The sequence below is a fragment of the Anaerobacillus sp. QJM3NY_17 genome, from assembly GCF_056173665.1.
On the sequence record NZ_CM149685.1, the window covers coordinates 760,978 to 786,134 of the forward strand.

Below are 25,157 nucleotides of genomic sequence, written 5' to 3' on the forward strand. Positions count from 1 at the left end.
ATATCCCTCAAAAGACCCGCTGCACGAATATCATATTTTAGAAGGAGAAGCTATGAATCATAACGAGAATACAGCTATCTATAGACGTTCGGGCCCTCCTCCTGAGAATGAAACTAAGGAACAGAGGGATGATAAATTAGCAGGATTAGTTAAGTACTACGAAAGTTCTACTACAGCACTAGTGGTTCAAAAAGAAGAAAAGTGGCTTTATTTAAATGATGCGGCCGTTCATCTTCTCGGGTTTGATCACTTTAGTGAACTCGAAGGTAAGTCAATTTGGGAGACGGTTCATCCAGAAAATAGAGAGGTTGTTTCAAAGCGGATCGAAGCTTCTATTAATGGTGTTAACCCTGGAGTTCTCGTTCAAAGATGGTTGAAAAAGGACGGGTCCTATATCTCTGTTGAAGTTACTGGGATTCCTGTGGAGAATTTTCTTGGGCAAACGACAGCGATTATTAAAAAGGTTGATTATGATCGTGCCAATGTACAAAATACTCTTGAAAACTATCAACTCATTACAGAGAATATGAATGAAATTATAAGCTTACTTGATCCGAAAGGAAATCTACTATACGTTTCACCTTCATATAGAGCATACGCAAGAGAAGGAATTGAAGATGAAATTGGACGTAGTTCAATTCGATATGTGCATGAAGAAGACAAGGAACGTGTAAGAAAAGAATTTTTTAAATTAGTCAAATATCGACAGCCCCTTATCATTCAATACCGCATGCAACGTAAGGATGGAATATATCGTTACATTGAATCACAGGGGACATGTATTTCTGATGAAAATGAGCGATCTTATGTTGTCGTTTCAAGAGATGTTACGGAGAGGCATGAGGCCGAAATGCTGCTTCATTGGAATGAAAAAAAGCATCGTATGATTCTAGAACATAGCAATGATTTAATTTGTATGATGAATAATGAAGGAACATCTGTTTATGCATCACCTTCTTATAAGGAAGTATTAGGATATGAACAGAATGAAGTTGTAGGAAAAGATATTTTGACATTTATCCATCCTGATGATTTTGAAAAGTGTCAGAGAGCCATTCAGAAATTAACTGAAACCAAACAGCCTATTACGACTATTTATCGTAAACTGCATGCTTCTGGACATGATATTATACTTGAAGCAAAAGGAATGGCCGTTATTGATGAAGAGGGAAACGTCAATCATTTCGTGTTTATTTCAAGAGATATCACTGAAAAGATTCAACTTCAACAATATCGCGAAAATATTGAGAAGCTTGCATTGATAGGAGATGTAGCAGCAGGATTTGCCCATGAAATTCGGAATCCTCTTACTTCCATAAAGGGGTTTGTAAAGCTTCTAGCAAGGCAGGAGGAAAGTGACCGTACGTATCACCAAATCATTGAAGATGAGCTTACCAATATCGAAGAGGTTGTGAATGGCTTTATTTCTCTTGGTAAGCCTGAGGCTTCTGAGGTAGCTGAAGTAAGTTTGCTGAAGCTAATAAAAAACGCGATTACAGTCCTTACGCCACAAGCTTCATCAAAAAACATAAGAATTAATATAAGTAGTCAGCTCAAGTCAATTGTTATTCGATGTCAGAGAAACCAAATGAAACAGGTATTTATCAATATTCTTAAAAATTCGGTTGAAGCCATTGAGCAAGATGGACAAATTGATGTGATTCTTGAAGAAAATCAGAATGGGGTCATCATTGAGATTCATGATAATGGCATGGGAATTGACGAAGAACGTCTCGAGCGGATCGGGGTCCCTTTCTATACCAATAAAGAAAAAGGAATTGGGCTTGGGATGACCGTTAGTAATAAAATCATAACCGAGCATAGAGGACGACTTAAAATTGAGAGTAAGCCAGGACAGGGTACAAAGGTATTAATTCAACTACCGAAAGAGTGATCCATTCATTCGTGCAAAGCCCCTCTATTCTTTCAAAGGATAGAGGGGCTTTGACTCTGTCTGACTATGTTTTACTTGTTTAAACGAACTGGGATAGAATAAAACTATCTCATTAAGATAGGGAAAGAAGGGGTGAGTATGGCAAACAAAATAGGCATCGATGCTGGTGGGACATTAATTAAAACTGTGCATCTTGAGAATGAAAAATACTGCTATCAGACTTTTTCAACGAGTGATATAAGTGATGTTGTGTCATGGGTGAAAAGCCATGAGGAAGCAAAGTTAATGATTACTGGTGGGAAGCAAATGGCTCTTGCTAAGCTTGTGGATAATGAAGTCGAAATGGTTCCGGAATTTGAAGCGACTACATCAGGCATCCGAGCGCTAGTGGATCAAGCAAAGCTTCATTTACCTGATAACTATTTAGTAGTGAACGTTGGAACTGGTACATCAATTCATTCTGTTAATGGCCAGAGTGCTGAAAGACTTGGAGGAACTGGAGTAGGCGGTGGAATGCTCATGGGACTTGCTTACTTATTGACAGCGCGAACAGATTTTCAAGAGATTACTCGACTAGCAGAAAAAGGCGATCGAAATGGTATCGATTTAAAGGTGAAGGATATTTATGGAGATGCCTCCCCCATTGGCGGTGATTTAACTGCCAGTAATTTTGGTTTCATTGAGCGGATGAAGCAGCAAGAAGTAAAGGATGAAGATGTGCTGGCAAGTTTAATTGGAATGATTTCTGAATCGATTTTAATGATGGCTATCCCATTTGCGAAAACCATTTCTACGTCAAACATTGTATTTATCGGTTCTACTTTTCAATCGAATCCATTATTTAGACAGCAGCTTGAACGTTTTGAGGAATTATTTGATATCAAAGCTTACTTTCCACATCTGGGGCAGTTCAGTGGAGCGGTCGGAGCATTATTATATCGTTAAACAGGGTTCATATAGAATCATGAGATAGGAAATGAAAAAGGGGCAGGAAGCCCCTTTTTTTAATACTCATAGACTTTCATGGTATGTTCATTTGAACAGATGCGATTTCGTCCACTTCTCTTTGCGTGATAAAGGGCTTCATCTGCTTCTCGATAAAGCTGAGCAGGAGATGGAACAGTTTCGGGAAAAGTACTTGCACCGAGTGAAGCGGTGATATGAATACTTAAATCCTTATTGATTGCAAAAGAATTTTCCTCAATCATGGATCTGACCCGTTCTCCAATCTCCAAAGCCTCACTATTAGTGCAATCCCCTAATAAGATGGTAAATTCTTCTCCACCATTTCGAGATACAACATCGTTTAATCTAGCAGCACTTCTTAGTGTCTTACCAAACTGTTTTAATACGATATCTCCAGCTGCGTGGCCATATGTATCATTCACTTTTTTAAAATGATCGATATCAATGACTAGAAGTGACAATGGCTTGTTATCGTCCGTAGCTGCTTCTTGTATCGCGCGATTTAACGCTTCATCAAAGCTTCTTACGTTGTTTAACCCGGTAAGGGGATCGATAGTAGCACTCTTTTTGTATTCTTTAAACAGATGATTTATTTTTCGTAAATGCTCTGTTGTGTAAATCGCCATTACTCCTGTCACAGTTGATGTAATCCAGAAGAGAACGTTGATTTCACTAAATAAGCTTTTTATATCAAGTAGCAAGTAGACGATTAAGATACTGAAGACGAGATTGGAATAAAGGAGCATCCAGAGAGCTTTGATGAAAATCCCAATCTTCCATTCTCTAAAGATAAGGTAACCGATATAAAGAGAAGTTAGCAAACCAAGTGAAACAAAGGAAGAAAGATTTATTCCAATGATAAAGCGCGTTATTTGGATCACAATAAGAGCAATAACTCCAGGAACTGGACCTCCATATAAGGTGACTAGTAAAAGAGGGATATGTCTTAGATCGACAATGGTCGTTGCATCAACTTGAATGCTATATATCATCAGGAAAACCCCGATTATTCCTGCATACAAACCACTAAGGGATTTTCTTTTCAAAGAAGATGTTCGTGATAGATTTTCTTCTCTAAAAAATTGATAATAAATAAAAAGTAGAGCTAGTATAATCATCATATTTACAAAAAAGTCATGTATTAACTGCATTCGACTACACCTCGAATTTCTGGTGATTTCTTTCGACTTTATTTTACCATTTTCAATAAATAACCGGTTCAATATTTCCTCAAGATCTTTTACGCAATGATCGGAAAGTATCGTCGAATGAAAAAAGAAACGTTTTAAAACCAACTCATCCCACTGTGCTTCTTAGCACAGTGGTTTTTTTGGGGAAACAAAATTATTTGTTATGATAAAGAATGGATAAAGAAGGGATGATAGAAAATGCCATGGATTAAACCAGCTAAACAGTCAGATCTAAAGGATCTTGAAATCTACAAAGATCTTGAACACCCTGTTCCTGTTTTTAATCGACTTATTGCGAAAAGTCCTGACGTTTTTTCAGCGTTTATGCCTTTAGCAGCAGCTGTTAAAGCAGGCGTATTGAATGAATTTGAAACGGAAGCAGTTGTCGTTTTTGTTTCTCATTTGAATGGTTGTGAGTTTTGTTATACGGGGCACGGAAACTTATTAAAAGAAATCAGTGGAGATGAGTCTATTCTTGCAGAGCTTGAAAGATATGAAAGCTCAAATGCTTTTGAAAGTCATATAAAAAGTATTCTAAGCTATGCCGAGAAACTTGTTACGAACCCGAAGAGTCTGGAGAAAGCGGATCTTGAGAAATTAAAAGAACATGGATACACTGAAAAAGAAATCGTTGAGATTAATCAACTTATTGCATATACGTCTTATACTAATCAGACTTCGATTGGCCTTGGGTTATAAAGAGGACTTCGCTGACTTCGGTTGGGCGTAGGCTTCGCCTACACCGTATTATTGTATATTTAAGAAATAAAAAAGGAGCCTCCTGGATAAGTGGAGGCTCCTTTTTGACACTTACTTCGTTTTATAAAAATCTAATACACCTTGATAAATGCCCTCAGCAAGTTCTTCACGATAGGATTGTGTAAGAAGAAGTTTATATTCTTCATTATTTGTTAAGAACCCAACTTCTACAAGTACACTTGCCATTCTAGATTCGCGAATAACGGAGAAACTCTGATTTTTGACACCACGATCTCTTGCTTCTGTTACTTCGATCAAACGTTTTTGGATGCTTTCTGCTAAGGCTTTGCTTTCTGCAGAGCTATATTTGTCATACCAATATGTTTCAATGCCGTGAGCAGCTTCACTTGCTGCATTAGTATGCACGCTAATAAATGCGTCGGCATTCAAATTATTAGCGATATTCGAACGTTCTCTCAGTTCTAAGAACGAATCATCTCTTCTCGTCATGACGACGTTCGCTCCAGCTGACTTAAGTTTCTTCTCTAAATAAAGAGCTACATCCAGATTGATGTCTTTTTCAAGGAGCTTCCCATTGCTTGCGCCCGGGTCATGGTCACCGTGGCCAGCATCCACAACGATCGTTAAGTTGTTTAAAGAGTTACTACTTTTGGGTATCAAGTAAGCACTGTGCACGTAAGCTACTTGTCCCTGATACTTAATTTTAGCCCAATCGCCTGAATAACCATAAATATCAACTTCAGCGTTACGTGGCAATGCACCGATTCTTGTTCCATTCATTTCTGGGGAAGTTCGAACATTCAAGCTTGAAGCTGTAACAATTCCTGTTTCTAAAACAACTTCTTCAACTTTCTCTTTCATTTTATAAGAATCTACGATACTAGAAGGAATAGCTGCTTCTCCGCCTAACACCATCAAGGAAGAAGCGTTTTGATAAAGATAAGTTTGAACGTCTGGAATTGGTCTCGTATTGTGAGCTAATACAACTGGTGCTTTAAATTTCTCTGCTAAGGAAGCGGCAGCTACAGCATCTGGATAATCTTCTTTATCTTGTTGCACCGAAGTTCCTCTTGCTAAAATATAAGAAGAGTTTGATGTGAAGAAGGCTTTATTGACTGCAATGTTTGTTAGGAAACGATCGTCACCAGCAAGGCGAACAACCTTCTTACCTTGCTGTTCTAATTTCTTTATAACAGCGTCTGAAAGAACAGCATTTCCTCCAATTACATAAACAGTCTTAATATTTGTAGGAAGCGATGGCGCTTTTGTCTCTGTTGTTAAATAGATTGGATAATTTTTCATAGCAGCTACGCTTGATGCTGATAGGGAGTCTGCTACTTGATTTCCATTTACCACAATAGCTGTAGATGAGTGATCAAGGCCTGATGCTTTATTAATAGCGTTGGCCGTCTCGTAACGGTTTGATCCCTCAACTCTCGCTACTGTATATGTCCTTTTTAATTCATTTTCAATCCCCTGACTAATGGCAGTTGTTCCTCCAAGGATATAAACCTTTTTCGCGCCAAGACGAGCGAGTTCATCCGATACTTTGTCATCAAGTTTAGATGAGCCTGTTAATAATATCGGTGCTTGTTTTACTCCCGCAAGTCCTGAACTTGCTAAAGCATCAAATGGCATATCTGAACGAGTGAGGATAACAGCCTTTTCAGCTGATGCAAGCTTACCTGGTGATACCTTCTTAGAAATTTCAAGAGCAGTATCAATTCTGTTTGGACCACTGATACGTTCGATTTCACCACTTGCAGATGTTTTTTCTGGAAAACTCATTCCTGTAAAAATTAAAATAACGGCCATAATAAACGTAAGAATTTTACTCCGCACGATGTGTATCCCCCCATATTCTATGTTTCTATTTTTCTTATGTACGCAGTGACGTGACAACAACGGACGAAATGGCCCCCCTTCAAAATATTATCAAATGGAAAGTATTTCTTAACTATTTCTAATATCGGTCTGGAATATGAGACATTATAGGGTCCTTTTGTACTAAAAAAGGATAAAAATCGACTAATTTTCTAAAAGTCCTCAACAAAATTCGATTTTTTAAAGGCCATTCATTTTATAAATGGCTAAAAAAGAATTTGACATCGCTTACATAATTCTTTAAAATAATGGCAACTAAAGACGAAGGGAATGGTTAAGAAGCGATGAAGAACTAATCTTATTTATTCAGATCTAATTTCAAATTGTGAAATTGATTTTCTGGAGAATAGGATTAGTCTGCCCTTTTTAATCACTTGTGCTGGCGAAAACATGCTTCTTTGTGATGCATTTTTTCGGTGGTATGGGAAATTGGAACGACAGGCCTCTCCAGGTAATGGGGAGGTTTTTTTCTCCTCAAAGCATTGAACTGAAAATTTGGGGGAGATACTGTGAACGTTATTTCGATAAGAGGATTGAAAAAAAGCTTTAATGAGAACTTGTTATTTAATCAAGTGAACCTTGATATTCATAAGGGAGAGCGCATTGGAATTGTTGGACCGAACGGTGCTGGTAAAACAACTTTAGCAAGAATAATCGTAAAAGAGATCGAGCCAGATGAAGGGAGAATTACTCTCAAAGATGATATCGGCTATCTGAAGCAGTCGGTTGACCAGACAGGGATGGTTGAGCAATATGGGCTGGAAGTCGATTCTTCTGACTTTAAAAGGGAAAAGGAGTTAGGATTACGCCCTATTCCAACTAGTGAAGGAGCGGAACATTTAAGCGGTGGGGAAAAGTTAAAACTAGCGCTCACAAAGATTTGGTCGACTCATCCGGATTTATTAATACTAGATGAACCAACAAACCACCTAGATGGAAAAGGCGTAAGTTGGTTAATTCGAGAGCTTCACTCTTTTAAGGGTGCTGTTCTTGTTATATCTCATGATCGTTATTTTCTCGATCAAGCGGTTGGCAGAATCCTTGAAGTTGAAGGTGGTAACATATGCGACTATCAAGGAAATTACACGGCATATCGAGCCGAAAAGCAAAGAAGATACGAAGACCAGCTCCATCATTATGACGAGCAGCAAAAAGACATAAAGCGAATAGAAGGTCAGCTTGCAGGATTAACGAATTGGTCTGAAAAAGCACACGGTGAGTCAACAAAACAGGAAGGGTATAAGGAACATTACCGCATGAAAGCAAAGAAAATGGATCGTCAGGTGAAGTCGAAACAGAAGAGACTCGAGAAGGAACTGCAGAAAAATAAAGTGGAAGAACCTGATCAGGAGAAAGAAGTACGCTTTCAATTTCAGGCGAATGATACACGTGGTAAACGGGTATTAGAAGCGACTAATGTCGGAAAACGTTTTGAAGAACGATGGTTATTTCAAAAAAGTTCTTTCTACATGAAGTCTGGGGAACGAGTGGGGATTGTTGGTGAAAATGGTTGTGGGAAAACCACCTTATTGCGAATGCTGCTTGGAATGGAGGCGCTTAGCGAGGGAGAACTGTGGAGTAGTCCAACGCTTCAGATTGGCTATCTGTCACAGGATGTGCATGATCTTCCTGAAAAAAAAACTCCGCTTGAAGTTTTAAACGTAGCAACTAAGGAAGAGATCTTTCGGGCAAAATCGATTTTTGCTTCGATGGGAATGGGGAGAGATCGAATCCATGCCACCATTAATCAACTCAGTCTTGGAGAGAGAACAAAGCTGAAACTGACGCGTATGTTGATGAACAAATATGATCTTCTGATACTCGATGAGCCTACAAACCATTTAGATTTGCCTTCACGTGAGCAATTGGAAGATACACTGCGAGAGTTTCCGGGAACTCTTCTCATTGTTTCGCATGATGTTTATTTTATGGAGAAAATGTGTGATCAGCTTCTTGTATTTGAGAATCAACAGATTAAAAGGGTTGAGAGGAATTTAGCGGAATATCGAAAAAGAGTGCAAGAAAAAAGCTCTTCTGTTTCTTCAAAAAAGGAAGAAGAACAAAAGATGCTTCTTGATAACGAAATATCTGCGCTGATTAGTAAGATTAGTCTTTTATTACCTGGTGATCCTGAAATAGCTGAGATTGATCAAAAATTGGCCATATTACTTGAGAAGAAAAGGTCATTTTAGACGTCTTCTACTGCAAAAAAACGTTCTACCGAATATAAGTCTGCTTTCGGATGATTGCGAAGAAGAACATATCCTTCACGCTGTGCCTCTTCGAAATTATCATATTCATCTTCTGAATGAAAGATCGCTCTTCGTCTTTCATTATAGAGGGTAATGGAGTAGTATTCTTTTATTTCCATTCGGATCTCTCCTTTTTTCCTTTGTTTCTACTAGTTTTATGCAAATCTCTCATTGTTTATACTAGACTTATAGAAAAAAATGAGATTCTGTCTCTTTGGTTATACTAAGGAGGCAGAAGGGAGCTGATGATCATTCAAGTTGGAACAATTAGTGAGTTGATGCGTCATCCTGTGAAGTCGATGACAGGAGAACGCGTTACTCAGACAATGGTGATGAACTACGGCCTTTATGGCGATCGAAGTCATGTGATATTAGATGAGAAAGAATCGTTTTTTACGATTACACAATTTCCACCACTCGTGCGTTACCAAGCATCATTCAGTGCGCCGGAATCACTTGATGCTTATCCTGAACCGGTCATTACCACACCAGAAGGAGAAACGTATAAGTGGTCTGATTTGACCTGGCTACGTGAAATGGAAGAAGAATCTTCAAAGCAGCTAACGAAGAAAGTTTATCATCCGGAAAATGTTCCAATAGGGCCGATTGAAGAAGAGCACATTTTGATTGTGACGGATGCTTCTCTTGATGCGTTATCATCTTCCTGGGGTAAAAAAACAGATGAAAGACGCTTTCGACCAAACCTTAAAATCTCTTTGTTGGAGAAAACGCCATTTGTAGAAGAAATGTGGGAAGGGAAAGTTCTACAAATCGGAAAAGAAGTGATGCTTGAAATCGTAAAACCCTGTGAGCGATGTATGATTATCACCGTTGATCCTGAGACTGGAGGAAAACATCCGGACCTCTTGAAGAAGGTTGCCAAAGAACATGGTAATTTATTTGGGATGTATGCGAAAGTGATTCAAACGGGAAAAATTAATACGAATGATGAAGTGTGGCTAGTCGATCAGAAAGAAGGATAATATTTCAATTAACGAATTGGCGTTTTTACGTTATAGATCATAATGATACGGGTACAAGCATGAATGAAGCCCCGTCCTTGGATGGGATGCTTTGTTTTCCACACAGGAGGGGTCCCATCCACGGGGTGGGGTCCCATTTTTGTGTTTTCCGATTTAAGCCTTTCATCAATGTGGACTCATGAGAAAGGTTATGACATATCCTGTCAGAAAATTCTGTGGTAAACTATGAACTGGTACATAAAAGCATCTTAAGGGGGAAGTTGATGAGTACGTTTTATGTTGAAAAGTATGATTTTAAAAATCCTTCTATTCTTGAAGAAGAGTTTAAAACGCTCCTCAATCAGTCGATTCATTCTGCTGATGAATTAGAAAAATGGGTGATGAGCTTATCTTTATTAATGGATGGTGTGGCAGAAGGACTTGCCGGACACTATATTGATTTCCAGTGCCATAGCAGCAGTGAAGAAGCAAAAAAGACAATCGAGCACGATCAAGAATACATAGAACCTATGGTAAAGCGATATGAGGGGCTTTTTGATGAAAAGTTTCAGGAGTCGCCTTACAAGTCGCAGCTGAACCAAGAGTATTATAAACAATTTCTTCTTCGGAAAGAAAATGCAATGACGCTTTTTAATGAGGAAAATATTAACTTAGAAGTTGAAGAAGATCGCATTGTTAATCGTTATTTTGAGCATACAGGTAGTCTCTCATTTCATTGGGATGGCGAAGAAAAAACACTTAGCGAAATGTTTTTAATGATGCAGGATGGGGATCGCGAAGTTCGCAAAAGCGCTATGGAAGAAATCTTCACGACGCTCTTAACGAAAAAAGACGACTTACAGGAAATTATGGACGAGCTGATTCAGCTCCGTCAGAAAAAAGCTGAGAATGTGAATCTCGATAATTACAGAGATTATATGTTTAAGAAATACGAGCGGTTCGATTACACGCCAGAGGATTGTAAATCTCTAGCCGAAGCAGTTCGAAAGCACGTTGTTCCTCTAAAAGAAAAGCTGCAAAAAAAGCATCAGCAAGAGCTTGGTATTGAGGAGTATAAACCATGGGATACGAGGGCTGTTCCGAAAGATAAGCAGCCGCTTCGTCCATTTAATAAAATCGAAGAGCTAATCAAAGGCACATCTGATATTTTCGATAAGCTTTCTCCGCGCTTCTCTTATCTTTTAAACGAGATGAATGAAAAAGGTGCACTTGATCTCGAAAGTCGGAAAGGAAAGGCGCAGGGAGGTTTTTGTGAGTATCTTCCGGTTTCTGAGCTTTCCTTTATCTTTATGAATAGTACAAAGTCACAGGATGATTTTATTACGCTTCTTCATGAGATGGGTCACTGCATTCATAATGATTTTAAGCGTAATCAAATGCTATCAGCTTATCAAGATACGCCTATGGAGTCAGCTGAGCTAGCAAGCATGTCGATGGAACTCTTAACGATGGACTACTGGAATCTTATGTATCAGGATGAAAAGGAATTGCTAAGAGCTAAGAAAGATCAGCTTGAAGGGTTAATCCTCTTCCTTCCTAGTGGTATCGTGGTGGATCAGTTTCAGCACTGGATGTATGAGAATCCAAATCATACGAGCAAAGAACGTAGCGAGAAATATATGGAGCTATCGCGCACATATGATTCCTCATATGTAGATTGGACAGGGCAGGAAGAATGGATTCAGAATAACTGGCAGTTGATTCTGCATATTTTTGAAGTGCCGTTCTACTATATTGAATATGTTATTGCCCAACTTGGTGCGATTCAAATGTATCGCCAGTATAGAGAAAATCCAGAACAGGCTCTAGAAAATTACAACCGTGCCTTATCACTCGGAAGCTCTGTATCGTTATCCGAAGTGTATGAAGCGGCAGGTATCCATTTTGATTTCTCTGAACCAATGATCAAAGGATTGATGGATTTTATTTCAGCTGAATTAGAAGAACTATCGTAATAAATAAGAAAGCCCTTCTCAAACATCGAGAAGGGCTTTTCGATATCGTTTACATTCATAAACGCTTCTTTACTTGTCATCAATCGTCCATACTTTGCAGCTTGGGCACTGGATGATTTCAAAACGATCTTTTTTAAGTTCATCCATCCACTCTTCCCAGGAGTTATGCTCAGGTGACATTTCCAGCGTTTTAACTGTTTGCAATTCGTCTCCATCGCTATTCGTACAGGTGCATTCAACAATCGCAAGCTGTGACTCTTGATAGTCATCTTCTTTCGTATTTTCAACTGACCAGTTGATTAATCGCTCATTCATTGGATTGCGTTCTTTGTAATGTGTGCGGGTTAACATGGTATCACTCCTTTTCCTAACTTGGGCGGTATGACTTACGCGATCATGCCTTCTATATTGGATGTTACCCTGTTTCTTAAAAATCATTCATCATAGTATAGTAGGTTCCTAACTCAGAATGATATATACTGTCATCATAGACGAAGATAGGATTTGCTGGAGGTGGAATGGATGACAACGATAAAAGCTACTTTACTATCCATGGTTATTTTACATAATAGAGAAAAAGATGAAATTCTCTTACTGAATCGACCTCCTGAAGCAGGGTTTCCTGGCTATATCGGTCCAGGCGGGAAGATTGAACTCTCAGAAAGCTTTGCCGAAGGTGCTGCAAGAGAACTTTATGAAGAAACGGGATTTATTGTTCATCCTTGCGATCTTACATATAAGGGAGTCGATGAATTTATTATTCCAGATGAAGAGTTTCGGTACATCGTGTTTAATTATGTAGCTACTTCCTACTCTGGTAGTAAGCACCCCGATCCACCAGAAGGTGAATTAATGTGGGTGAAGAGAAATTTAGTTCATACGCTTCCTATGCAAGATTGGTTTAAACAGAGACTGCCAAAGTTCTTTGAGGAGGGAACGTTTGAAGTTTCCGTAGAATACGAGAGAGGAAGCGAGATTCCAGTTAAGGAAACAAGAAGAACGCTCGGATGAGGAGGATTTGAATGATACAAAGAAGAGATGAGTCACGAGATTTCATTCGAAAGAACGTTGTTGAATATAACAAACAGAAGCTTTCATCTGCAGTTAAAACTCCGCTTGAAGAAATCGCATTCGTTATGAAAGAAGAGGATGAAGTGATTGGCGGGATTTCGGCAACATTGTTCTGGCAGCACCTTCATATCGATTTTCTTTGGGTGACAGATGAGAAGAGAGGGAACGGTGTTGGAAGGAAACTTCTCCAACAAGTTGAAAGACTTGCAGAGGAAAAGGAATGTCGACTTATATTGCTTGATACATTCAGTTTTCAAGCACCTGGATTTTATCTAAAGGAAGGGTATGAAATTTGTGGTAAAGTAGAAAATCATCCTCAAGGTCATACCCAATATTTCTTGCAAAAAAAACTTAGCTAGTGCACTAAGTGCCTCATCATTAGTCGTAAGAGAATGGGATTAGGTGTATAGGTAAACTTTGCTTGAACGATTGCTTAGTATACTTACCGCGGGCAATTTTTGTTAGAATTAGCCAATGCGTCGCCTCTTCATAATAAGTAGAAAGATGTAACAGATAAGAAAGAACCCTGCTCCGAGACTAACTGGTAACGTATAAATTCTTGCAGCAGAATGAATCTGGGACCAGTTGTCACCGAGCTGTATTCCAATATATAGGAATAGAATGGACCACGGAATCATAGCCAGGATCGTATAGAAGGTAAATCGCATGATCGACATTTTAGCAATACCTGCTGGAATAGAGATCGCGTGACGAACGACAGGAATAAAACGAGCTGTAAAGATGACGCTCACGCCATTCCGATCGAACCAGGTTTCAGCAATGGCAAGATGCTTTTGAGAAATAAACAGGAATTTTCCATAGCGTTCTAAGAACGAACGTCCACCAAAACGGCCGAGCCAGTATAAAAAGAGCTGAGCGACTGTGCCACCGATCGTCCCAGCAATAACAGCACCAGTAAAACGTATCGTTCCTTCAGATACCATATATCCTCCATAAGCGAGTACGAGTTCACTCGGAATGATTTCAATCATTAGAGCAAGGGCGATGCCAGGGTAACCGAGCTGTAGCAGCCACTCTAAACATTGATGAATAAGGGTTTCTATAGTTAACAACTCCTTTCATGGACAAACGAATGACTTGTTTTCAAGTGTATTGTCCACATAGGATTGTTAGACCTTCGAAAAAAGCTATCCTCGTAAAATAGAAGGTGCTTTCGAACAATTATAGAACCCGGAATGTAAGCAATCCGGGTAATGTTCGTTCTCAGAAGAGGATGACAATAGAGTAGAGAGGTGAAAAGTCAGGATGTTAACATCCATGAAGAAATTTCTTGCGACACTAGATCAGCCTATGCAAGCTAAAACGGGTAAAGAAAAAGTACTAACGGTTCTTTCCATTATTGGATTCATTTTATTATTATATCTTGTGGCGTTTTCCCCATTTATGTTCAGGTTGTTCTTAACGTGTCTTAGCGTCGGCGTTTCGCTATATGTTATTAAAAAAATTCATGATTTTGATGCAAAGTTAAAGGGTGAGCGGGTAGAGGATACGGCTACTTCAACTACTACAGCAGATGATCAGCTTTCATTTTCACTTGAAAACACGGTTATCGAGGCAGAATCGATGGAGGAAGCTGAGAAAGAGCGTGAACTTGAGCAGATCAATAGTGATAAAACGATGCTTTTTGAAGAGCTTCTTTCTAAAGCGGATCTCGATGAAATAGAGAAAGAAAGCTATCGTAACAGAATGCAGCATAAGGAATCTGAAAGCAATCGGATCAAGCAAGAAGTGCTTCTGTTTAAAGATAAAATTCAAAAAGCAGTCATTGATAAGAAGGGACTTTTCATTAAAGAAACCCCTGATATGAAGCTGGTTGCTGAGTTAATTGGTATTGATTCTGTTGAATCTAGTTCATTTGTTGAGTTAAATGAAGAGCTTCGACTCATTTATAACGACATTCCAGAATCAAAGCGGAACACTTTAATCGAGTATGAGCTAGTGAACGATGAGTTTGAATTAACGAGACTCGGATATAAAGAACTTATGAAAGAAGTAAGAAAGCTAGAAAAGAAAACAAGGCCGGTTGTTGAGCAGTAAAACAAGGGAAAACGCGTATAATCCTTTATACGCGTTTTTCTTATGGTAAGCTGTAAAGACCAGTTATAGGAAATGAGGACAAACAAATGAAAATTAGACAAATTAGCCCAGATGATGCCGAAGCATTTGTGAAGCTAATAAAAGGTGTGGAGAGCGATTCCCCATTTATGCTCTTTGAAGACGGCGAGAGAAAGACGACAATAGCTGAGCAGCGTGAGCGGATTGAAAAAATGGAGAGTGATCGTCATTCTCGTATATTCGTAGCTGAGAATGCTGGTGAATTGATCGGCTATCTAATTGCGGTGGGCGGACAGGCGAAGCGCAATCAACATAGCGCCTATCTAGTGATAGGAATTAAAGAAGAGTATCGAGGACAGGGAGTGGGATCCGAGTTATTTGTTGAATTAGAGAAGTGGGCAGTGACTCAAAGCCTACACCGCCTCGAATTAAATGTGGTCACACGAAATGAAGGTGGATTAGCTCTTTACAGGAAAGCAGGTTTTGAAGTGGAGGGCTTGAAACGTCACTCACTGTTAATAGATGGTGAATTTGTTGATGAATACTATATGTCGAAGCTGCTATAGAATTGCAACTAGATCTCATAATTAGATCGTTCTTCAACCATACTAGAAATGGAAGGAGACGATGAAATGTTTGATCATACACAACATATTCCGCTAGAGGGTATACCAGGAGAAATGAACGTGAGTGAAGTCCCCCATCAGAATGAAGAGATCGCTGAGATGAGCTTCCCTTTTGATTACAGTTTAATGATTCCGCTCGACCACTCGTTAAGGGATGAATAAAAAAGCGCAATGTGCGCTTTTTTATTTTGGGGAAATGCTATTTCAGAGGCACGAACGAATACTGTATTTCTTAGAAAGTCTTTGCAGCTTGTTTCGCTTCTTCCATCGCCTTTTTCTTGATTTCTTCAGCTTTCTCAGGCATTTGTGCCATTCCTTCAGCAATGACTGATTCAACAGAAGGGATGCCTAGGAATCCAAGTACAGCATGTAAGTACCGATCTCCGAATTCCATTTCTTTTGCTGGCCCTTCTGAATAGATGCCACCTCTCGCCTGGATGTGAAGGGCTTTCTTATCAGTTAGGAGACCAACTGGGCCTTCTTCTGTATATTTAAAAGTCTTACCAGCAATAGCCACTGTATCAATGTAAGCTTTTAATTTAGGGGGAAAGCTGAAATTCCAGAATGGCGTAACAAAGACATATTTATCTGCTGATATGAATTGATCTGTAAGGTCGTTGATTTTACTTACTTTAAGCTGTTCGTCTCCTGATAAATGATCAAATGCATTTCCCTGTTGCAGCTTGCCCCATCCGTTAAAAACGTCAGTATCAATATAAGGAAGATCAATATTATAAAGATCTAGCTTTACGACGTCATCATTCTGATGTTTTTCCTGGTAGGTTTCAAGGAAAACTTCCCCTATACTTAAACTGAAAGATTCTTTTACCGGTTTTGGATTCACGGTAATATAAAGCAATCTAGCCATCACGATCATCTCCTTTGTTATCGCCACTTAGTATGGCTAGCGTAGGAGAAAGTATTCAACTGGATTAGCGTTAAGAAATTGTAGGCAACTAGCCTTTATTGGAGGTAACATTATGAACCGTTGTGCATGGGTGAATGAAGAAGAAATTTATAAAGAGTATCATGATCATGAGTGGGGAGTTCCTGTTTATGACGATCAAAAACTTTTTGAAATGCTCATTTTAGAAGGAGCGCAGGCGGGGTTAAGTTGGATTACGATTTTGAAAAGAAGAGAGAATTATCGAGCTGCTTTTGATCAATTTATTGTTGAGAAAGTAGCGACTTATGATGAGGACAAAATACAAGAGCTACTCCATAATGAAGGCATTATACGGAATAAATTAAAGGTGCGCGGAACGGTAAAGAATGCGAAAGCATTTATGGAGGTTCAAGAAGAGTTCGGAAGCTTTTCATCATACATATGGGGTTTTATGCAAGACACTCCGATCATTCACGACTGGAAATCGTTAGAGGAAGTACCTGCAGAAACAGAACTTAGCAAGAAGATTAGTAAAGATATGAAAAAGCGTGGTTTTACGTTTGTAGGTCCTGTTATTATATATAGCTTCTTGCAAGCTGTTGGTTTAGTCAATGATCATACAACTGACTGCTTCAGACATCCTGATTTTAGTGAAAAGGCTCAACTGTGATGCTGATTAAAAAAATAGTTTGCAACGTGCGAGAAGGTCAGGAAGCAACTTTTTCTAGTGGGCAAGAACGCTGGATTGAATTGCGAAATGACGAAGGGTTTATAGCTCAGTACGGTGGCTGGTCAGAAGGAAACGTGGCGATTATTATTGGTTTTTGGAAAAGCACCCAATCCTACAACCGTTTTATGAATGATGATCATGATGCCATCTATCTAAAAACAAATCAACAGGGAAGTATTGAATCGATTGATGTTCAACTTGAGGAAACCGATGTGAGGGATATTGAACAATACTCAAAAAGCTGGATGTTAGAGCAGCATAGTAAGGTAAATGAGCGATGGACCATTACGACTGAGAACCTGGAGGAGCTTAGATGAAGTGGTTGTTTATCGGGGATAGTATTACGGATTCAGGCAGAAACCAGGACCCTGAAGGACTTGGTTATGGATATGTAAGGATGATTAAGGAAGAGATAATAAAGGAATTCCATGTGGAGATCATCAATAAAGGCGTGAGTGGTGATCGAATCACTGATCTTGAAAGTAGATGGAAACGGGATGTTTTAGCGTTGGAACCTGATCTGATTTCCATTTCCATTGGCATTAACGATGTGTGGAGACAATTGGATCATTCTGAGATGGAGCAGGTGTTGCCAAGTGAGTTTGAGGAGGTATATGAACGACTTTTAAATAAAGTAAATGATGGTATTGTGCAAATTGTCCTAATGGAACCAACGATTATTGAAGAGAATATCTATTCAAAAGGAAATCAGTTGCTTATGCTTTATGTTGAAATCGTTCGGAAGTTGGGAGCTAAGTTTGGCGCAATTGTTGTTCCTACTCATGGAACTTTCCTACAAGCGCTAAGGGAAAAGAAAGATACTCTCACAACGGATGGCGTTCATATGACTTCAGTAGGCAATCGTCTTATGGCTGATACATGGCTGAAATCATATAAAGACAATTTATTGAGCTAAATTGTAGCAAGATCTTATAAGATAAATCACCTCTTTCTTTTTATGATAGAGAGAGAGAGGTGATTTTATGTATATCAAATTAATGTTCAATCAAAACATAAGGTACTACTTGCTCGGAGGAGGGATTTCAAAGCTAGGCGATGTTCTTTCAGGTATGGCGTTTCTTTTTCTTGCTTATGAGATAACCGGATCTAAGGTATTGACGACTGGAATGGCGATTGCGGAAACGCTCCCTTATTTACTCTTTGGGTTGATAGGAGGGGTGATCTCTGATTGGGTACAGAAGAAGAGAATGCTCATTATTTTAGATTTTGTCAGGATTCCATTAATTGGATCTATTGTTTTGTTCTATTACGCAGATTTGTTAGGATATGCTTATTTACTGTTTGTTAGTTTTCTCATTCAATCGATTGGTTGCTTCTTTAACCCAGCTCATCGTGCTTTACTGCCTCTTATGACAGCAGAGAAAGAACGAACATCGGTTAATGGATTGAATGATACACTTCAAAGAGGCGTTACGGTCATAAGTCCTTTTCTTTCAATATGGATTCTTACAACGCATGGTGCTGTCCATTTTTTTACTATTGACGCCATAACTTATGGATTGAGTGCATTCTTTCTTATGAAATTACAAGTGAAAGAAACCACTTATAATGGGGAAAAATCCTTGAGCGGAGTCTGGCGCTCAATCGGATCGTTTACTAAATGGGCTGGTGAGAATATCACCTTGAAGCATTTGTTTCTAAGTACTTTTTTAATTGTCTTTCTTAATACCTGGGTTTGGGAAGTGGGGCTCTTACTCGCGCTTTCAGACATGACTTCGAGGAGTGAAGAGATTTATAGTTTGATACTAGGTTTGTTTGGTGCAGTTGTGATTGGAACGAATTTAGTCATTCCTTATATTGTAAAGGAAATGGATTTAAAAACATATATGATTGGTGCTTTCATTTGGGGAGCGGGCGTATTTTATTATGGCGTATTATACGAGTTAGAACATTTTTTTGTAGGTGCTATTCTAGTAGGAATCGGGATTCCGATAGCTGGACTTGCAAGAGTTTATCTCCTGCAAACCATCGTACCGAAAGAACAGCTTGGAAGAGGCTTTAGCACGAACGCTGTTCTACTCTATCTTGCTAATACCCTTTCATTGGCTCTATTTGGTGTATTCGCTGTACTTCTGCCAATTCAAGTTATAATGGTTGTTAGTGGAATGTTAATGATGCTCATTAGTATCGTCTATCTTGTAGGAACTACTGCGAAATTGAGAAGGAGATTTTCCATACAACTTTTTAAATAGATGATTGTAAGAAGAAAGATTCTTGAATCCTGATGAAAAAGCAATTGATAGAATTGATTCACTAGAGTGAAGAAGCTTTTCCTGACTTTTCATAATGCGATAAAGTTGCAGGAATGAATAAGGCGAAATACCAAACGCTTCTTTAAAGGAGTGAGCGAATTGATATTTCGAGAGACCTGTCAGGTTTGCGAGCTGCTCAAGCGACCAGTCTTCTTGAAATCCTTCTTTCATAGCTGTGATAGCAGTAGTAAGCGGGAACTTCGCTGAAGGGATGGAGAGCTCCTGTTGATGCAATCCTGGAGCAAGCTTAAGCATGAGGATAACAAGTTGTACCGCACTGTGCTCAAGGAAGTAAGTGCTTTCTTCGGATTGCAAACCGTTCCCCATACAATCTCGTACAAAAGAAGCCCACTGCTGAAACTGTGGATGACAATAAGGAATAGACGCAAATTCAGGACAGCGTACACTGAGGTTGAGATCTTTTGCTACTTCTTGAAAAATCGTTTCATCTAGTTCGATTAGAAATTTTTCATCCGTAACGTTAAGTTGGCGATGGGTATCGCCGGGGTTAAGAATATAGAACTGTCCTTTATCAATTGAAATATCACCACGTGGTGTTTCGTAAAGCCCTGACCCCTGGTGAGAGAATATAAACTTATAACAATTATCACTTCTCCAGCTTCGTTCTTGTAATTTGTCTTTCCTCATAAGAAGAAGGCCATTGTTAAATGGTTTAATCATTTTGATAGCTCCTTATTTCACCTAATCAAAAACAGGTGGAAGGGTAACGTTGTTATGGAGATTATAAAGCATCCCAACCTGTGATTCAGTAATTCTGCCAGTCGACAAAGGGGGAAGCTCGTCTTGAGCGAAAAAACCACTGTCACTTGTTTCGATACTTTCGGCCGCATCTCCACCGACTAGCTCACACTCAATCATCACCTTATAAATATGATAAGGCGATGGTGGGTGAGGGTGTTTTTTGTGATCGAGCACGGCAAGAAGTCGCCGTGCTTCTACAATGTAGCCTGATTCTTCTTGAACTTCTTTTACCGCTACTTCTCCTGGCGTAAAGCCTACATCACCCCAGCCGCCGGGAAGGGACCACTTGCCATCAGCTTTTTCTTTAACGAAAAGCAAATTACCTTCATGAAAAACAGCTGCACGAACGTCTACTTTAGGCGTTTGATAGCCAGTTTCATTCGTGAAAAGTTCGCTAATTGTTTACATATCATAGTCCGTGTAGGTTTCCATGATTTCAGCACTTAGCTGTCTCAGTTCAATATATCTTTCATAATCATAGTTATCCTGCGTATAAGTTAGCCCTGCTTGAGCAATGGATTGTATTTGTTTCGCCCAGGTAAGCCATTTTTCTTCCATATCAAAGCATCCTTCCAAACTAATTCTCTGATAAATAGTATTCTAGAAAAAAGTATAAACGCCTGCTTTTAAAAAAATTATTCAAAACGGGGCTCTGAATAACGTCCAAACCAATCATAACGGTTTTTTGAAAACCAGATATAGAATGGTGAACCAAGCTTATCAATTAAAGGTAAGTATAGTAGTAAAGAGAGAGGTACCGTTACAGGAAGTGCCATTAACAGTCGTCTTACCGTATAAAAGCCTGCATGAAGGTTCCCAGATGTCGTGAGCATATGAATTTCATCATACATTCGTTTGTGGCGAAACTGCATATAAGGATAGTCTTCTGGGTGTTTCTCAATTTCTTGGACCGGTATCCATTCGATCTTATTAAACCAATCCAGTTTGCGAAGTGATTTCTTTATATAAAAACAAAAAGGACATTCAGCATCATAGAAAACGAGATGTTTCATCGCGATAGCCTCCAATATAAATAATTCATTCTCCTACTCTTTTCACTTATTATCCTAATTTTAAACTGGATGACAATAGTTGACAGAAAATTATAGTATTATTATAGTTTAATTAGAGTTAAGAAAACGCTTACAGGAGTGAGGTTGAGTGAAACGACTTGAAGGTAGAGTGGCATACATAACTGGTGGAAGCAGAGGGATCGGTGCGAGCATTGCAGAAAAGTTTACAGATGAAGGGGCTAAGGTATACCTTGCCGATGTGAACGAAGAAGCCCTTTCCACAACTAGAAAGAAATTAGAAGGGAAAGGCTTCTCAGTTATGACAGGAGTTGTGGATGTTACACAGCGAGAGCAGGTAGAGTCAAGTATGAAAGAAGCGGCTGAAGCATACGGCTCAATTGATATTCTTGTAAACAACGCTGGAGTTATTCGAGATAATCTATTATTTAAAATGAGTGATGAGGACTGGATGACGGTCATGCAGGTACATCTTACTGGGAGTTTTTATGCTTCAAGAGCGGCACAAAAGTATATGGTTGACCAAGGATATGGTCGCATCATAAGTCTATCCTCTACTTCTGCACTAGGTAATCGTGGACAAACGAACTATGCAGCTGCCAAAGCGGGCATTCAGGGGTTAACCAAAACGCTCTCACTCGAGCTTGGTAAATATGGCATTACGGCCAATGCTATCGCGCCAGGATTTATTGAAAGTGATATGACAAAAGTAACGGCCGAACGTCTCGGTGTTGAATTTGACCAGTTTATTGAATATAACAAAAAGCAGATTCCAGTAGCTAGAACAGGGAAACCGGAAGACATTGCGAATGCTGCACTCTTTTTTGCAGATGAAAACTCATCCTTTGTTAGTGGACAAGTTCTTTATGTTGCAGGTGGACCACGAACGTAATATCGATAAAAGCAGTCCAATTGGGCTGCTTTATTCTTTTCTCTGACGTTTCACTGATCCTATAGAGGGGTACTTTCCCATTATGGATAAGGAAACGAAGGAGGAGTCATGATGTTTGATAAAAATGCTGGCGAGATTTTACTGAATACACTCTCTGAATGGGGAGTAGATCATGTGTATGGTTTACCAGGAGATTCGATTAACCACTTTGTGGAAAATTTAAGAAATGCTCAAGACCGTATGAAGTTCATTCAGGTTAGACATGAAGAAGTTGGTGCCCTTGCAGCAGCATCGTATGCGAAAATAACAGGCAAAATAGGTGTCTGCCTTTCGATTGCGGGACCAGGAGCAGTTCATTTGATGAATGGTCTTTATGATGCAAAGGCTGACGGTGCACCGGTTCTCGTTATTGCTGGACAAGTCGCAAGCGACCAACTTGGAACGGATCAATTTCAGGAAATTAACCTTGAACGAATGTTTGATGATGTATCTGTATTTAATCGCAGGGTGGAAACTGCGGCATCGTTACCGGACTTAACTCATCAAGCTATACGAACAGCTGTTGAGAAAAAGGGCGTAGCAATCCTTACAATTCCAGATGACCTTGCAGCTGAGAAGGTAAAACAAAAGGTGGAGAACACCTCTCTCATTCGCTCGAAAGCAGTCGTTCATCCACATGACTCCAATTTAAACGAAGCAGTCGCTATGTTAAATGAAGCGAAGCGACCGGTCATTTTAGCAGGAAAAGGCTCTAAACATGCGAGAGAAGAACTGTTAAGCTTTGCAGAAAAAGCAGGGGCACCGGTTATTTTAAGTTTACCAGGTAAGGGAGCTATTCCTGACGTTCATCCTTATAACCTTGGTCAACTCGGTCAGATTGGAACGAAGCCTGCTTATGAAGCAATGGAAGAAACTGATTTACTCATCATGGTCGGTACGTCATTCCCGTATCGCGATTATTTACCAGATAAAGCAAAGGCGATCCAGGTTGATATTGACCCAACTCAAATCGGGAAACGTTACCCTGTAACGGTAGGATTAATAGGAGATGCCAAGTGGACGTTATCTTACTTAACCGACCATACTACCTACCAGGAAGACCGTGAATTTATTGAGAAATGTCAGGACAATATGAAAAACTGGTGGGCTCATCTTGAAAAGATTGAATCGGAACAGTCTATACCGATTAAACCACAGCAAATCATGCCACAACTTCAAAAAGTTTTGGATGATGATGCCGTCTTGTCAATCGATGTAGGGAATGTGACAGTTTGGTCAGCAAGGCATTTACGCATTACGAATCAAAAATTCATCATTTCCTCATGGATGGCGACAATGGGTTGCGGTCTTCCAGGAGCGATTGCAGGTAAGATAGCTCATCCAGATCGTCAGGCCGTAGCGATTTGCGGTGACGGTGGTTTTACGATGGTGATGCAAGATTTCTTAACAGCTGTTAAATATAAGTTACCTATGATGGTTGTCGTCTTTAACAACGAACGTCTTGGCATGATTAAATATGAACAGCAGGAAATAGGGAACATTGATTATGAAACGGAATTAAAAGACTTTAACTTTGCCGCATTTGCTGAAACAGCTGGCGGGGAAGGTTACCGAGTCGAAAAGTATGAAGAATTGCTTCCGGCTTTTGAACGAGCTGCGAAATCACCGAAGCCTGTCATTGTCGACATTGTGATTGAAGAGCAACCGCCTCTTCCAGGTAAAATCACGTATGAACAGGCAGCAAGCTATTCGAAATACATGCTCAAAAAAGCATTTGAAGAACAGGAAATTGATATGCCACCGCTTAAAAAGGCATTGAAGCGAATTTTTTAATAAAGTTACTGGGGAGCCCGCTTATTGGCGGGCTTTTCGTTATAGCTATGGAGATAAAAGGAGAGAGAATCATGCATCTTGTGTTTTGTTATGGAACATTACGATTAGGAGAAAGCAATCATGGTGTCATAAAAGGAGCTGCTCTAAAAGAAAGCTTCTGTTGGACAAAGGGACAGCTGTATGACACACAAGATGGTTACCCTGCTTTAGTTCAAAGCGAGGAGCATAACGTATATGGAGAAGTCTATGAAGTCGATAATCAGTTACTAGAAAGAATTAATATTCTCGAAGGTTATCAGGAAGGGCGCGATCATAACTTGTATGATTGTGTCATACAGGAAATCGAAAGTGAGCAAGGGAGTTTCCAAGCCATTACTTATATCATGAAAAATCCAGAAAAGCGTTTTATCGAAATACCAGGTGGAGACTGGATAGCGTATCGCAAAGATAAAAGGTAACCAATCGAGACTAGCACAATGAAAGAAAGCACACCTCCAAAAATGGAGCGTGTGCTCTTTGAAAAATTAGTCCGTTAGAATCATATAATCTTCAGGAATGTGAAGGGTTGTTTCATAATAAGCCTCATCTGAGTAGTGATCTGAAATGTTTTTTTCAATCATTCTGTAAGTTAAATAGGGCTGTTGAATTGGTTCTTTTACAATCGTCGCTTCAACAATTTTTTCTTGTTTTTCACCAGTATCCGTAGTGGTGACTAACTCGATCCAAATTGGAGATATGTCATCATCTACATAATTTGATTTTATGCCGTTATTAGGGTCTTTCAGTAATTGAGAAAAATCCTCTACTTGTTCGTTGTGCTCATGTAAAGACTGAAGATAAGGTGCGAGTGTATTTTCTTCCCATGATTTCTCGTCCATTGAAAAATCATAGCTGTTTAACGTGTACGATAAATACCCTATGATGAGTAAAATGATGAACAGGAAGGCTCCTCTAAATAGAAATTTTGATGGGGATAAGAATTTCCGGTTACGGATCAGGTGCATAATGAAAATGAGTCCAACGATGATCCATAATACCTCGGATATGATGGTGAGTGGAGCATCTGAGAGCTTTTCCACTTCATTATAGCTTTCAATGACTTGATTGATTGTTGGCATGCTTACTTTCCTCCT

General features: G+C 39.3%; 27 protein-coding genes and 1 pseudogene. 18 read left to right on the plus strand and 10 right to left on the minus strand.

Going from position 1 to position 25,157, the window contains the following annotated elements; genetic code table 11:
- Positions 1–52: 52 nt before the first annotated feature.
- Positions 53–1,894, plus strand: a complete 1,842-nt coding sequence (locus AC0VYV_RS04125; protein ID WP_475368444.1) for a PAS domain S-box protein — start codon at positions 53–55, stop codon at positions 1,892–1,894.
- 138 nt (positions 1,895–2,032) lie between these two features.
- Positions 2,033–2,839: a type II pantothenate kinase gene (coaW, locus tag AC0VYV_RS04130; RefSeq protein WP_475366619.1), complete on the plus strand. Its 807-nt coding sequence runs from the start codon at positions 2,033–2,035 to the stop codon at positions 2,837–2,839.
- 59 nt (positions 2,840–2,898) lie between these two features.
- On the opposite strand, the gene AC0VYV_RS04135 is transcribed toward coaW, so the two are convergent.
- Positions 2,899–4,011, minus strand: a complete 1,113-nt coding sequence (locus AC0VYV_RS04135; protein WP_475374468.1) for a GGDEF domain-containing protein — start codon at positions 4,009–4,011, stop codon at positions 2,899–2,901.
- Between the two features lie 237 nt (positions 4,012–4,248).
- Between AC0VYV_RS04135 and AC0VYV_RS04140 the strand changes: the two genes are divergently transcribed.
- Positions 4,249–4,749, plus strand: a complete 501-nt coding sequence (locus AC0VYV_RS04140) for a carboxymuconolactone decarboxylase family protein (RefSeq protein WP_475366624.1) — start codon at positions 4,249–4,251, stop codon at positions 4,747–4,749.
- Positions 4,750–4,860: 111 nt separating this feature from the next.
- Here AC0VYV_RS04140 and AC0VYV_RS04145 read toward each other — a convergent pair whose 3' ends face one another.
- Complete coding sequence (locus AC0VYV_RS04145) at positions 4,861–6,612, minus strand: N-acetylmuramoyl-L-alanine amidase (RefSeq protein WP_475366625.1); 1,752 nt, start codon at positions 6,610–6,612, stop codon at positions 4,861–4,863.
- Positions 6,613–7,163: 551 nt separating this feature from the next.
- Here AC0VYV_RS04145 and abc-f point away from each other — a divergent pair.
- Positions 7,164–8,846 carry a ribosomal protection-like ABC-F family protein gene (gene abc-f / locus AC0VYV_RS04150; protein WP_475373322.1) on the plus strand — a complete coding sequence of 561 codons (1,683 nt, stop codon included), beginning with the start codon at positions 7,164–7,166 and terminating at the stop codon, positions 8,844–8,846.
- Here abc-f and AC0VYV_RS04155 read toward each other — a convergent pair.
- Complete coding sequence (locus tag AC0VYV_RS04155) at positions 8,843–9,025, minus strand: hypothetical protein (protein ID WP_098442379.1); 183 nt, start codon at positions 9,023–9,025, stop codon at positions 8,843–8,845. The two genes, abc-f and AC0VYV_RS04155, sit on opposite strands and share 4 nt — an antisense overlap.
- 132 nt (positions 9,026–9,157) lie before the next feature.
- On the opposite strand from AC0VYV_RS04155, the gene AC0VYV_RS04160 reads away from it, so the two are divergent.
- Entirely contained in the window at positions 9,158–9,889 is a 732-nt protein-coding gene (locus AC0VYV_RS04160) for an MOSC domain-containing protein (protein ID WP_475374876.1), read from the plus strand.
- A gap of 263 nt (positions 9,890–10,152) precedes the next feature.
- Positions 10,153–11,844 carry a M3 family oligoendopeptidase gene (locus AC0VYV_RS04165; protein ID WP_475366627.1) on the plus strand — a complete coding sequence of 564 codons (1,692 nt, stop codon included), beginning with the start codon at positions 10,153–10,155 and terminating at the stop codon, positions 11,842–11,844.
- Positions 11,845–11,913: 69 nt separating this feature from the next.
- Here the strand turns inward: AC0VYV_RS04165 and AC0VYV_RS04170 are convergent, their stop codons facing one another.
- Entirely contained in the window at positions 11,914–12,195 is a 282-nt protein-coding gene (locus AC0VYV_RS04170) for a hypothetical protein (RefSeq protein WP_194220351.1), read from the minus strand.
- A gap of 171 nt (positions 12,196–12,366) precedes the next feature.
- Between AC0VYV_RS04170 and AC0VYV_RS04175 the strand changes: the two genes are divergently transcribed.
- Complete coding sequence (locus tag AC0VYV_RS04175) at positions 12,367–12,855, plus strand: NUDIX domain-containing protein (RefSeq protein ID WP_242057330.1); 489 nt, start codon at positions 12,367–12,369, stop codon at positions 12,853–12,855.
- Positions 12,856–12,866: 11 nt separating this feature from the next.
- Entirely contained in the window at positions 12,867–13,274 is a 408-nt protein-coding gene (locus tag AC0VYV_RS04180; RefSeq protein ID WP_303530393.1) for a GNAT family N-acetyltransferase, read from the plus strand.
- 108 nt (positions 13,275–13,382) lie between these two features.
- Here AC0VYV_RS04180 and uptA read toward each other — a convergent pair whose 3' ends face one another.
- A complete protein-coding gene (gene uptA, locus AC0VYV_RS04185; protein WP_430243898.1) occupies positions 13,383–13,979 on the minus strand; it encodes an undecaprenyl phosphate transporter UptA in 597 nt (198 codons plus the stop codon).
- A 214-nt stretch (positions 13,980–14,193) separates the two neighbouring features.
- Here uptA and AC0VYV_RS04190 point away from each other — a divergent pair, with 214 nt between their 5' ends.
- The 3 genes from AC0VYV_RS04190 (at position 14,194) to AC0VYV_RS04200 (ending at position 15,779) form a co-directional block, all read left to right on the plus strand.
- Positions 14,194–14,973, plus strand: coding sequence for a hypothetical protein (locus AC0VYV_RS04190; RefSeq protein ID WP_475368448.1), 780 nt, complete (start codon positions 14,194–14,196; stop codon positions 14,971–14,973).
- 86 nt (positions 14,974–15,059) lie between these two features.
- The gene (locus AC0VYV_RS04195; RefSeq protein WP_475368449.1) at positions 15,060–15,557 is read left to right on the plus strand and encodes an N-acetyltransferase family protein; all 498 of its coding nucleotides are present in this window, start codon (positions 15,060–15,062) and stop codon (positions 15,555–15,557) included.
- A gap of 66 nt (positions 15,558–15,623) precedes the next feature.
- Complete coding sequence (locus AC0VYV_RS04200) at positions 15,624–15,779, plus strand: hypothetical protein (RefSeq protein WP_475366631.1); 156 nt, start codon at positions 15,624–15,626, stop codon at positions 15,777–15,779.
- 70 nt (positions 15,780–15,849) lie between these two features.
- On the opposite strand, the gene AC0VYV_RS04205 is transcribed toward AC0VYV_RS04200, so the two are convergent.
- Positions 15,850–16,485 (minus strand): FMN-dependent NADH-azoreductase, encoded by a 636-nt coding sequence (locus AC0VYV_RS04205; protein ID WP_283152915.1) that lies wholly within the window; start codon positions 16,483–16,485, stop codon positions 15,850–15,852.
- A 112-nt stretch (positions 16,486–16,597) separates the two neighbouring features.
- On the opposite strand from AC0VYV_RS04205, the gene AC0VYV_RS04210 reads away from it, so the two are divergent.
- From AC0VYV_RS04210 to AC0VYV_RS04225, 4 genes are all read left to right on the plus strand, one after another.
- Entirely contained in the window at positions 16,598–17,173 is a 576-nt protein-coding gene (locus AC0VYV_RS04210; RefSeq protein ID WP_475374469.1) for a DNA-3-methyladenine glycosylase I, read from the plus strand.
- Positions 17,173–17,550, plus strand: coding sequence for a DUF4937 domain-containing protein (locus AC0VYV_RS04215; RefSeq protein ID WP_475374470.1), 378 nt, complete (start codon positions 17,173–17,175; stop codon positions 17,548–17,550). Before AC0VYV_RS04210 ends, AC0VYV_RS04215 begins: the two co-directional genes overlap by 1 nt.
- Entirely contained in the window at positions 17,547–18,149 is a 603-nt protein-coding gene (locus tag AC0VYV_RS04220; RefSeq protein ID WP_475374471.1) for an SGNH/GDSL hydrolase family protein, read from the plus strand. Before AC0VYV_RS04215 ends, AC0VYV_RS04220 begins: the two co-directional genes overlap by 4 nt.
- Before the next feature lie 67 nt (positions 18,150–18,216).
- Complete coding sequence (locus AC0VYV_RS04225) at positions 18,217–19,446, plus strand: MFS transporter (protein WP_475374472.1); 1,230 nt, start codon at positions 18,217–18,219, stop codon at positions 19,444–19,446.
- Here the strand turns inward: AC0VYV_RS04225 and AC0VYV_RS04230 are convergent.
- The 3 genes and pseudogenes from AC0VYV_RS04230 to AC0VYV_RS04240 form a co-directional block, all read right to left on the minus strand.
- Positions 19,363–20,187: a helix-turn-helix transcriptional regulator gene (locus AC0VYV_RS04230; protein ID WP_430243830.1), complete on the minus strand. Its 825-nt coding sequence runs from the start codon at positions 20,185–20,187 to the stop codon at positions 19,363–19,365. The genes AC0VYV_RS04225 and AC0VYV_RS04230 overlap by 84 nt on opposite strands.
- Before the next feature lie 21 nt (positions 20,188–20,208).
- Positions 20,209–20,826: pseudogene (locus AC0VYV_RS04235) on the minus strand (NUDIX hydrolase).
- A 77-nt stretch (positions 20,827–20,903) separates the two neighbouring features.
- On the minus strand, positions 20,904–21,281 hold the full coding sequence (locus AC0VYV_RS04240; protein ID WP_475374473.1) for a thiol-disulfide oxidoreductase DCC family protein: 378 nt from the start codon (positions 21,279–21,281) through the stop codon (positions 20,904–20,906).
- 148 nt (positions 21,282–21,429) lie between these two features.
- On the opposite strand from AC0VYV_RS04240, the gene fabG reads away from it, so the two are divergent.
- The 3 genes from fabG to AC0VYV_RS04255 all read left to right on the plus strand — a co-directional run bounded on the left by fabG (position 21,430) and on the right by AC0VYV_RS04255 (position 24,482).
- A complete protein-coding gene (gene fabG / locus AC0VYV_RS04245) occupies positions 21,430–22,191 on the plus strand; it encodes a 3-oxoacyl-ACP reductase FabG (protein ID WP_475374474.1) in 762 nt (253 codons plus the stop codon).
- A gap of 111 nt (positions 22,192–22,302) precedes the next feature.
- Positions 22,303–24,024 carry a pyruvate oxidase gene (locus AC0VYV_RS04250; protein WP_475374475.1) on the plus strand — a complete coding sequence of 574 codons (1,722 nt, stop codon included), beginning with the start codon at positions 22,303–22,305 and terminating at the stop codon, positions 24,022–24,024.
- 71 nt (positions 24,025–24,095) lie between these two features.
- A complete protein-coding gene (locus tag AC0VYV_RS04255; protein ID WP_475368456.1) occupies positions 24,096–24,482 on the plus strand; it encodes a gamma-glutamylcyclotransferase family protein in 387 nt (128 codons plus the stop codon).
- A 66-nt stretch (positions 24,483–24,548) separates the two neighbouring features.
- Here the strand turns inward: AC0VYV_RS04255 and AC0VYV_RS04260 are convergent, their stop codons facing one another.
- Positions 24,549–25,142 carry a hypothetical protein gene (locus tag AC0VYV_RS04260; protein ID WP_475374476.1) on the minus strand — a complete coding sequence of 198 codons (594 nt, stop codon included), beginning with the start codon at positions 25,140–25,142 and terminating at the stop codon, positions 24,549–24,551.
- Positions 25,143–25,157 lie beyond the last annotated feature (15 nt).

Bases quoted from the DNA above. Each gene is read 5' to 3' on its own strand.
- AC0VYV_RS04125 (WP_475368444.1), top strand. From the start codon at position 53: ATGAATCATAACGAGAATACAGCTATCTATAGACGTTCGGGCCCTCCT.
- coaW (WP_475366619.1), top strand. From the start codon at position 2,033: ATGGCAAACAAAATAGGCATCGATGCTGGTGGGACATTAATTAAAACT.
- AC0VYV_RS04135 (WP_475374468.1), bottom strand. From the start codon at position 4,011: ATGCAGTTAATACATGACTTTTTTGTAAATATGATGATTATACTAGCT.
- AC0VYV_RS04140 (WP_475366624.1), top strand. From the start codon at position 4,249: ATGCCATGGATTAAACCAGCTAAACAGTCAGATCTAAAGGATCTTGAA.
- AC0VYV_RS04155 (WP_098442379.1), bottom strand. From the start codon at position 9,025: ATGGAAATAAAAGAATACTACTCCATTACCCTCTATAATGAAAGACGA.
- AC0VYV_RS04165 (WP_475366627.1), top strand. From the start codon at position 10,153: ATGAGTACGTTTTATGTTGAAAAGTATGATTTTAAAAATCCTTCTATT.
- AC0VYV_RS04170 (WP_194220351.1), bottom strand. From the start codon at position 12,195: ATGTTAACCCGCACACATTACAAAGAACGCAATCCAATGAATGAGCGA.
- AC0VYV_RS04175 (WP_242057330.1), top strand. From the start codon at position 12,367: ATGACAACGATAAAAGCTACTTTACTATCCATGGTTATTTTACATAAT.
- AC0VYV_RS04180 (WP_303530393.1), top strand. From the start codon at position 12,867: ATGATACAAAGAAGAGATGAGTCACGAGATTTCATTCGAAAGAACGTT.
- AC0VYV_RS04190 (WP_475368448.1), top strand. From the start codon at position 14,194: ATGAAGAAATTTCTTGCGACACTAGATCAGCCTATGCAAGCTAAAACG.
- AC0VYV_RS04195 (WP_475368449.1), top strand. From the start codon at position 15,060: ATGAAAATTAGACAAATTAGCCCAGATGATGCCGAAGCATTTGTGAAG.
- AC0VYV_RS04200 (WP_475366631.1), top strand. From the start codon at position 15,624: ATGTTTGATCATACACAACATATTCCGCTAGAGGGTATACCAGGAGAA.
- AC0VYV_RS04205 (WP_283152915.1), bottom strand. From the start codon at position 16,485: ATGGCTAGATTGCTTTATATTACCGTGAATCCAAAACCGGTAAAAGAA.
- AC0VYV_RS04210 (WP_475374469.1), top strand. From the start codon at position 16,598: ATGAACCGTTGTGCATGGGTGAATGAAGAAGAAATTTATAAAGAGTAT.
- AC0VYV_RS04215 (WP_475374470.1), top strand. From the start codon at position 17,173: ATGCTGATTAAAAAAATAGTTTGCAACGTGCGAGAAGGTCAGGAAGCA.
- AC0VYV_RS04220 (WP_475374471.1), top strand. From the start codon at position 17,547: ATGAAGTGGTTGTTTATCGGGGATAGTATTACGGATTCAGGCAGAAAC.
- AC0VYV_RS04225 (WP_475374472.1), top strand. From the start codon at position 18,217: ATGTATATCAAATTAATGTTCAATCAAAACATAAGGTACTACTTGCTC.
- AC0VYV_RS04230 (WP_430243830.1), bottom strand. From the start codon at position 20,187: ATGATTAAACCATTTAACAATGGCCTTCTTCTTATGAGGAAAGACAAA.
- AC0VYV_RS04240 (WP_475374473.1), bottom strand. From the start codon at position 21,281: ATGAAACATCTCGTTTTCTATGATGCTGAATGTCCTTTTTGTTTTTAT.
- AC0VYV_RS04250 (WP_475374475.1), top strand. From the start codon at position 22,303: ATGTTTGATAAAAATGCTGGCGAGATTTTACTGAATACACTCTCTGAA.
- AC0VYV_RS04255 (WP_475368456.1), top strand. From the start codon at position 24,096: ATGCATCTTGTGTTTTGTTATGGAACATTACGATTAGGAGAAAGCAAT.
- AC0VYV_RS04260 (WP_475374476.1), bottom strand. From the start codon at position 25,142: ATGCCAACAATCAATCAAGTCATTGAAAGCTATAATGAAGTGGAAAAG.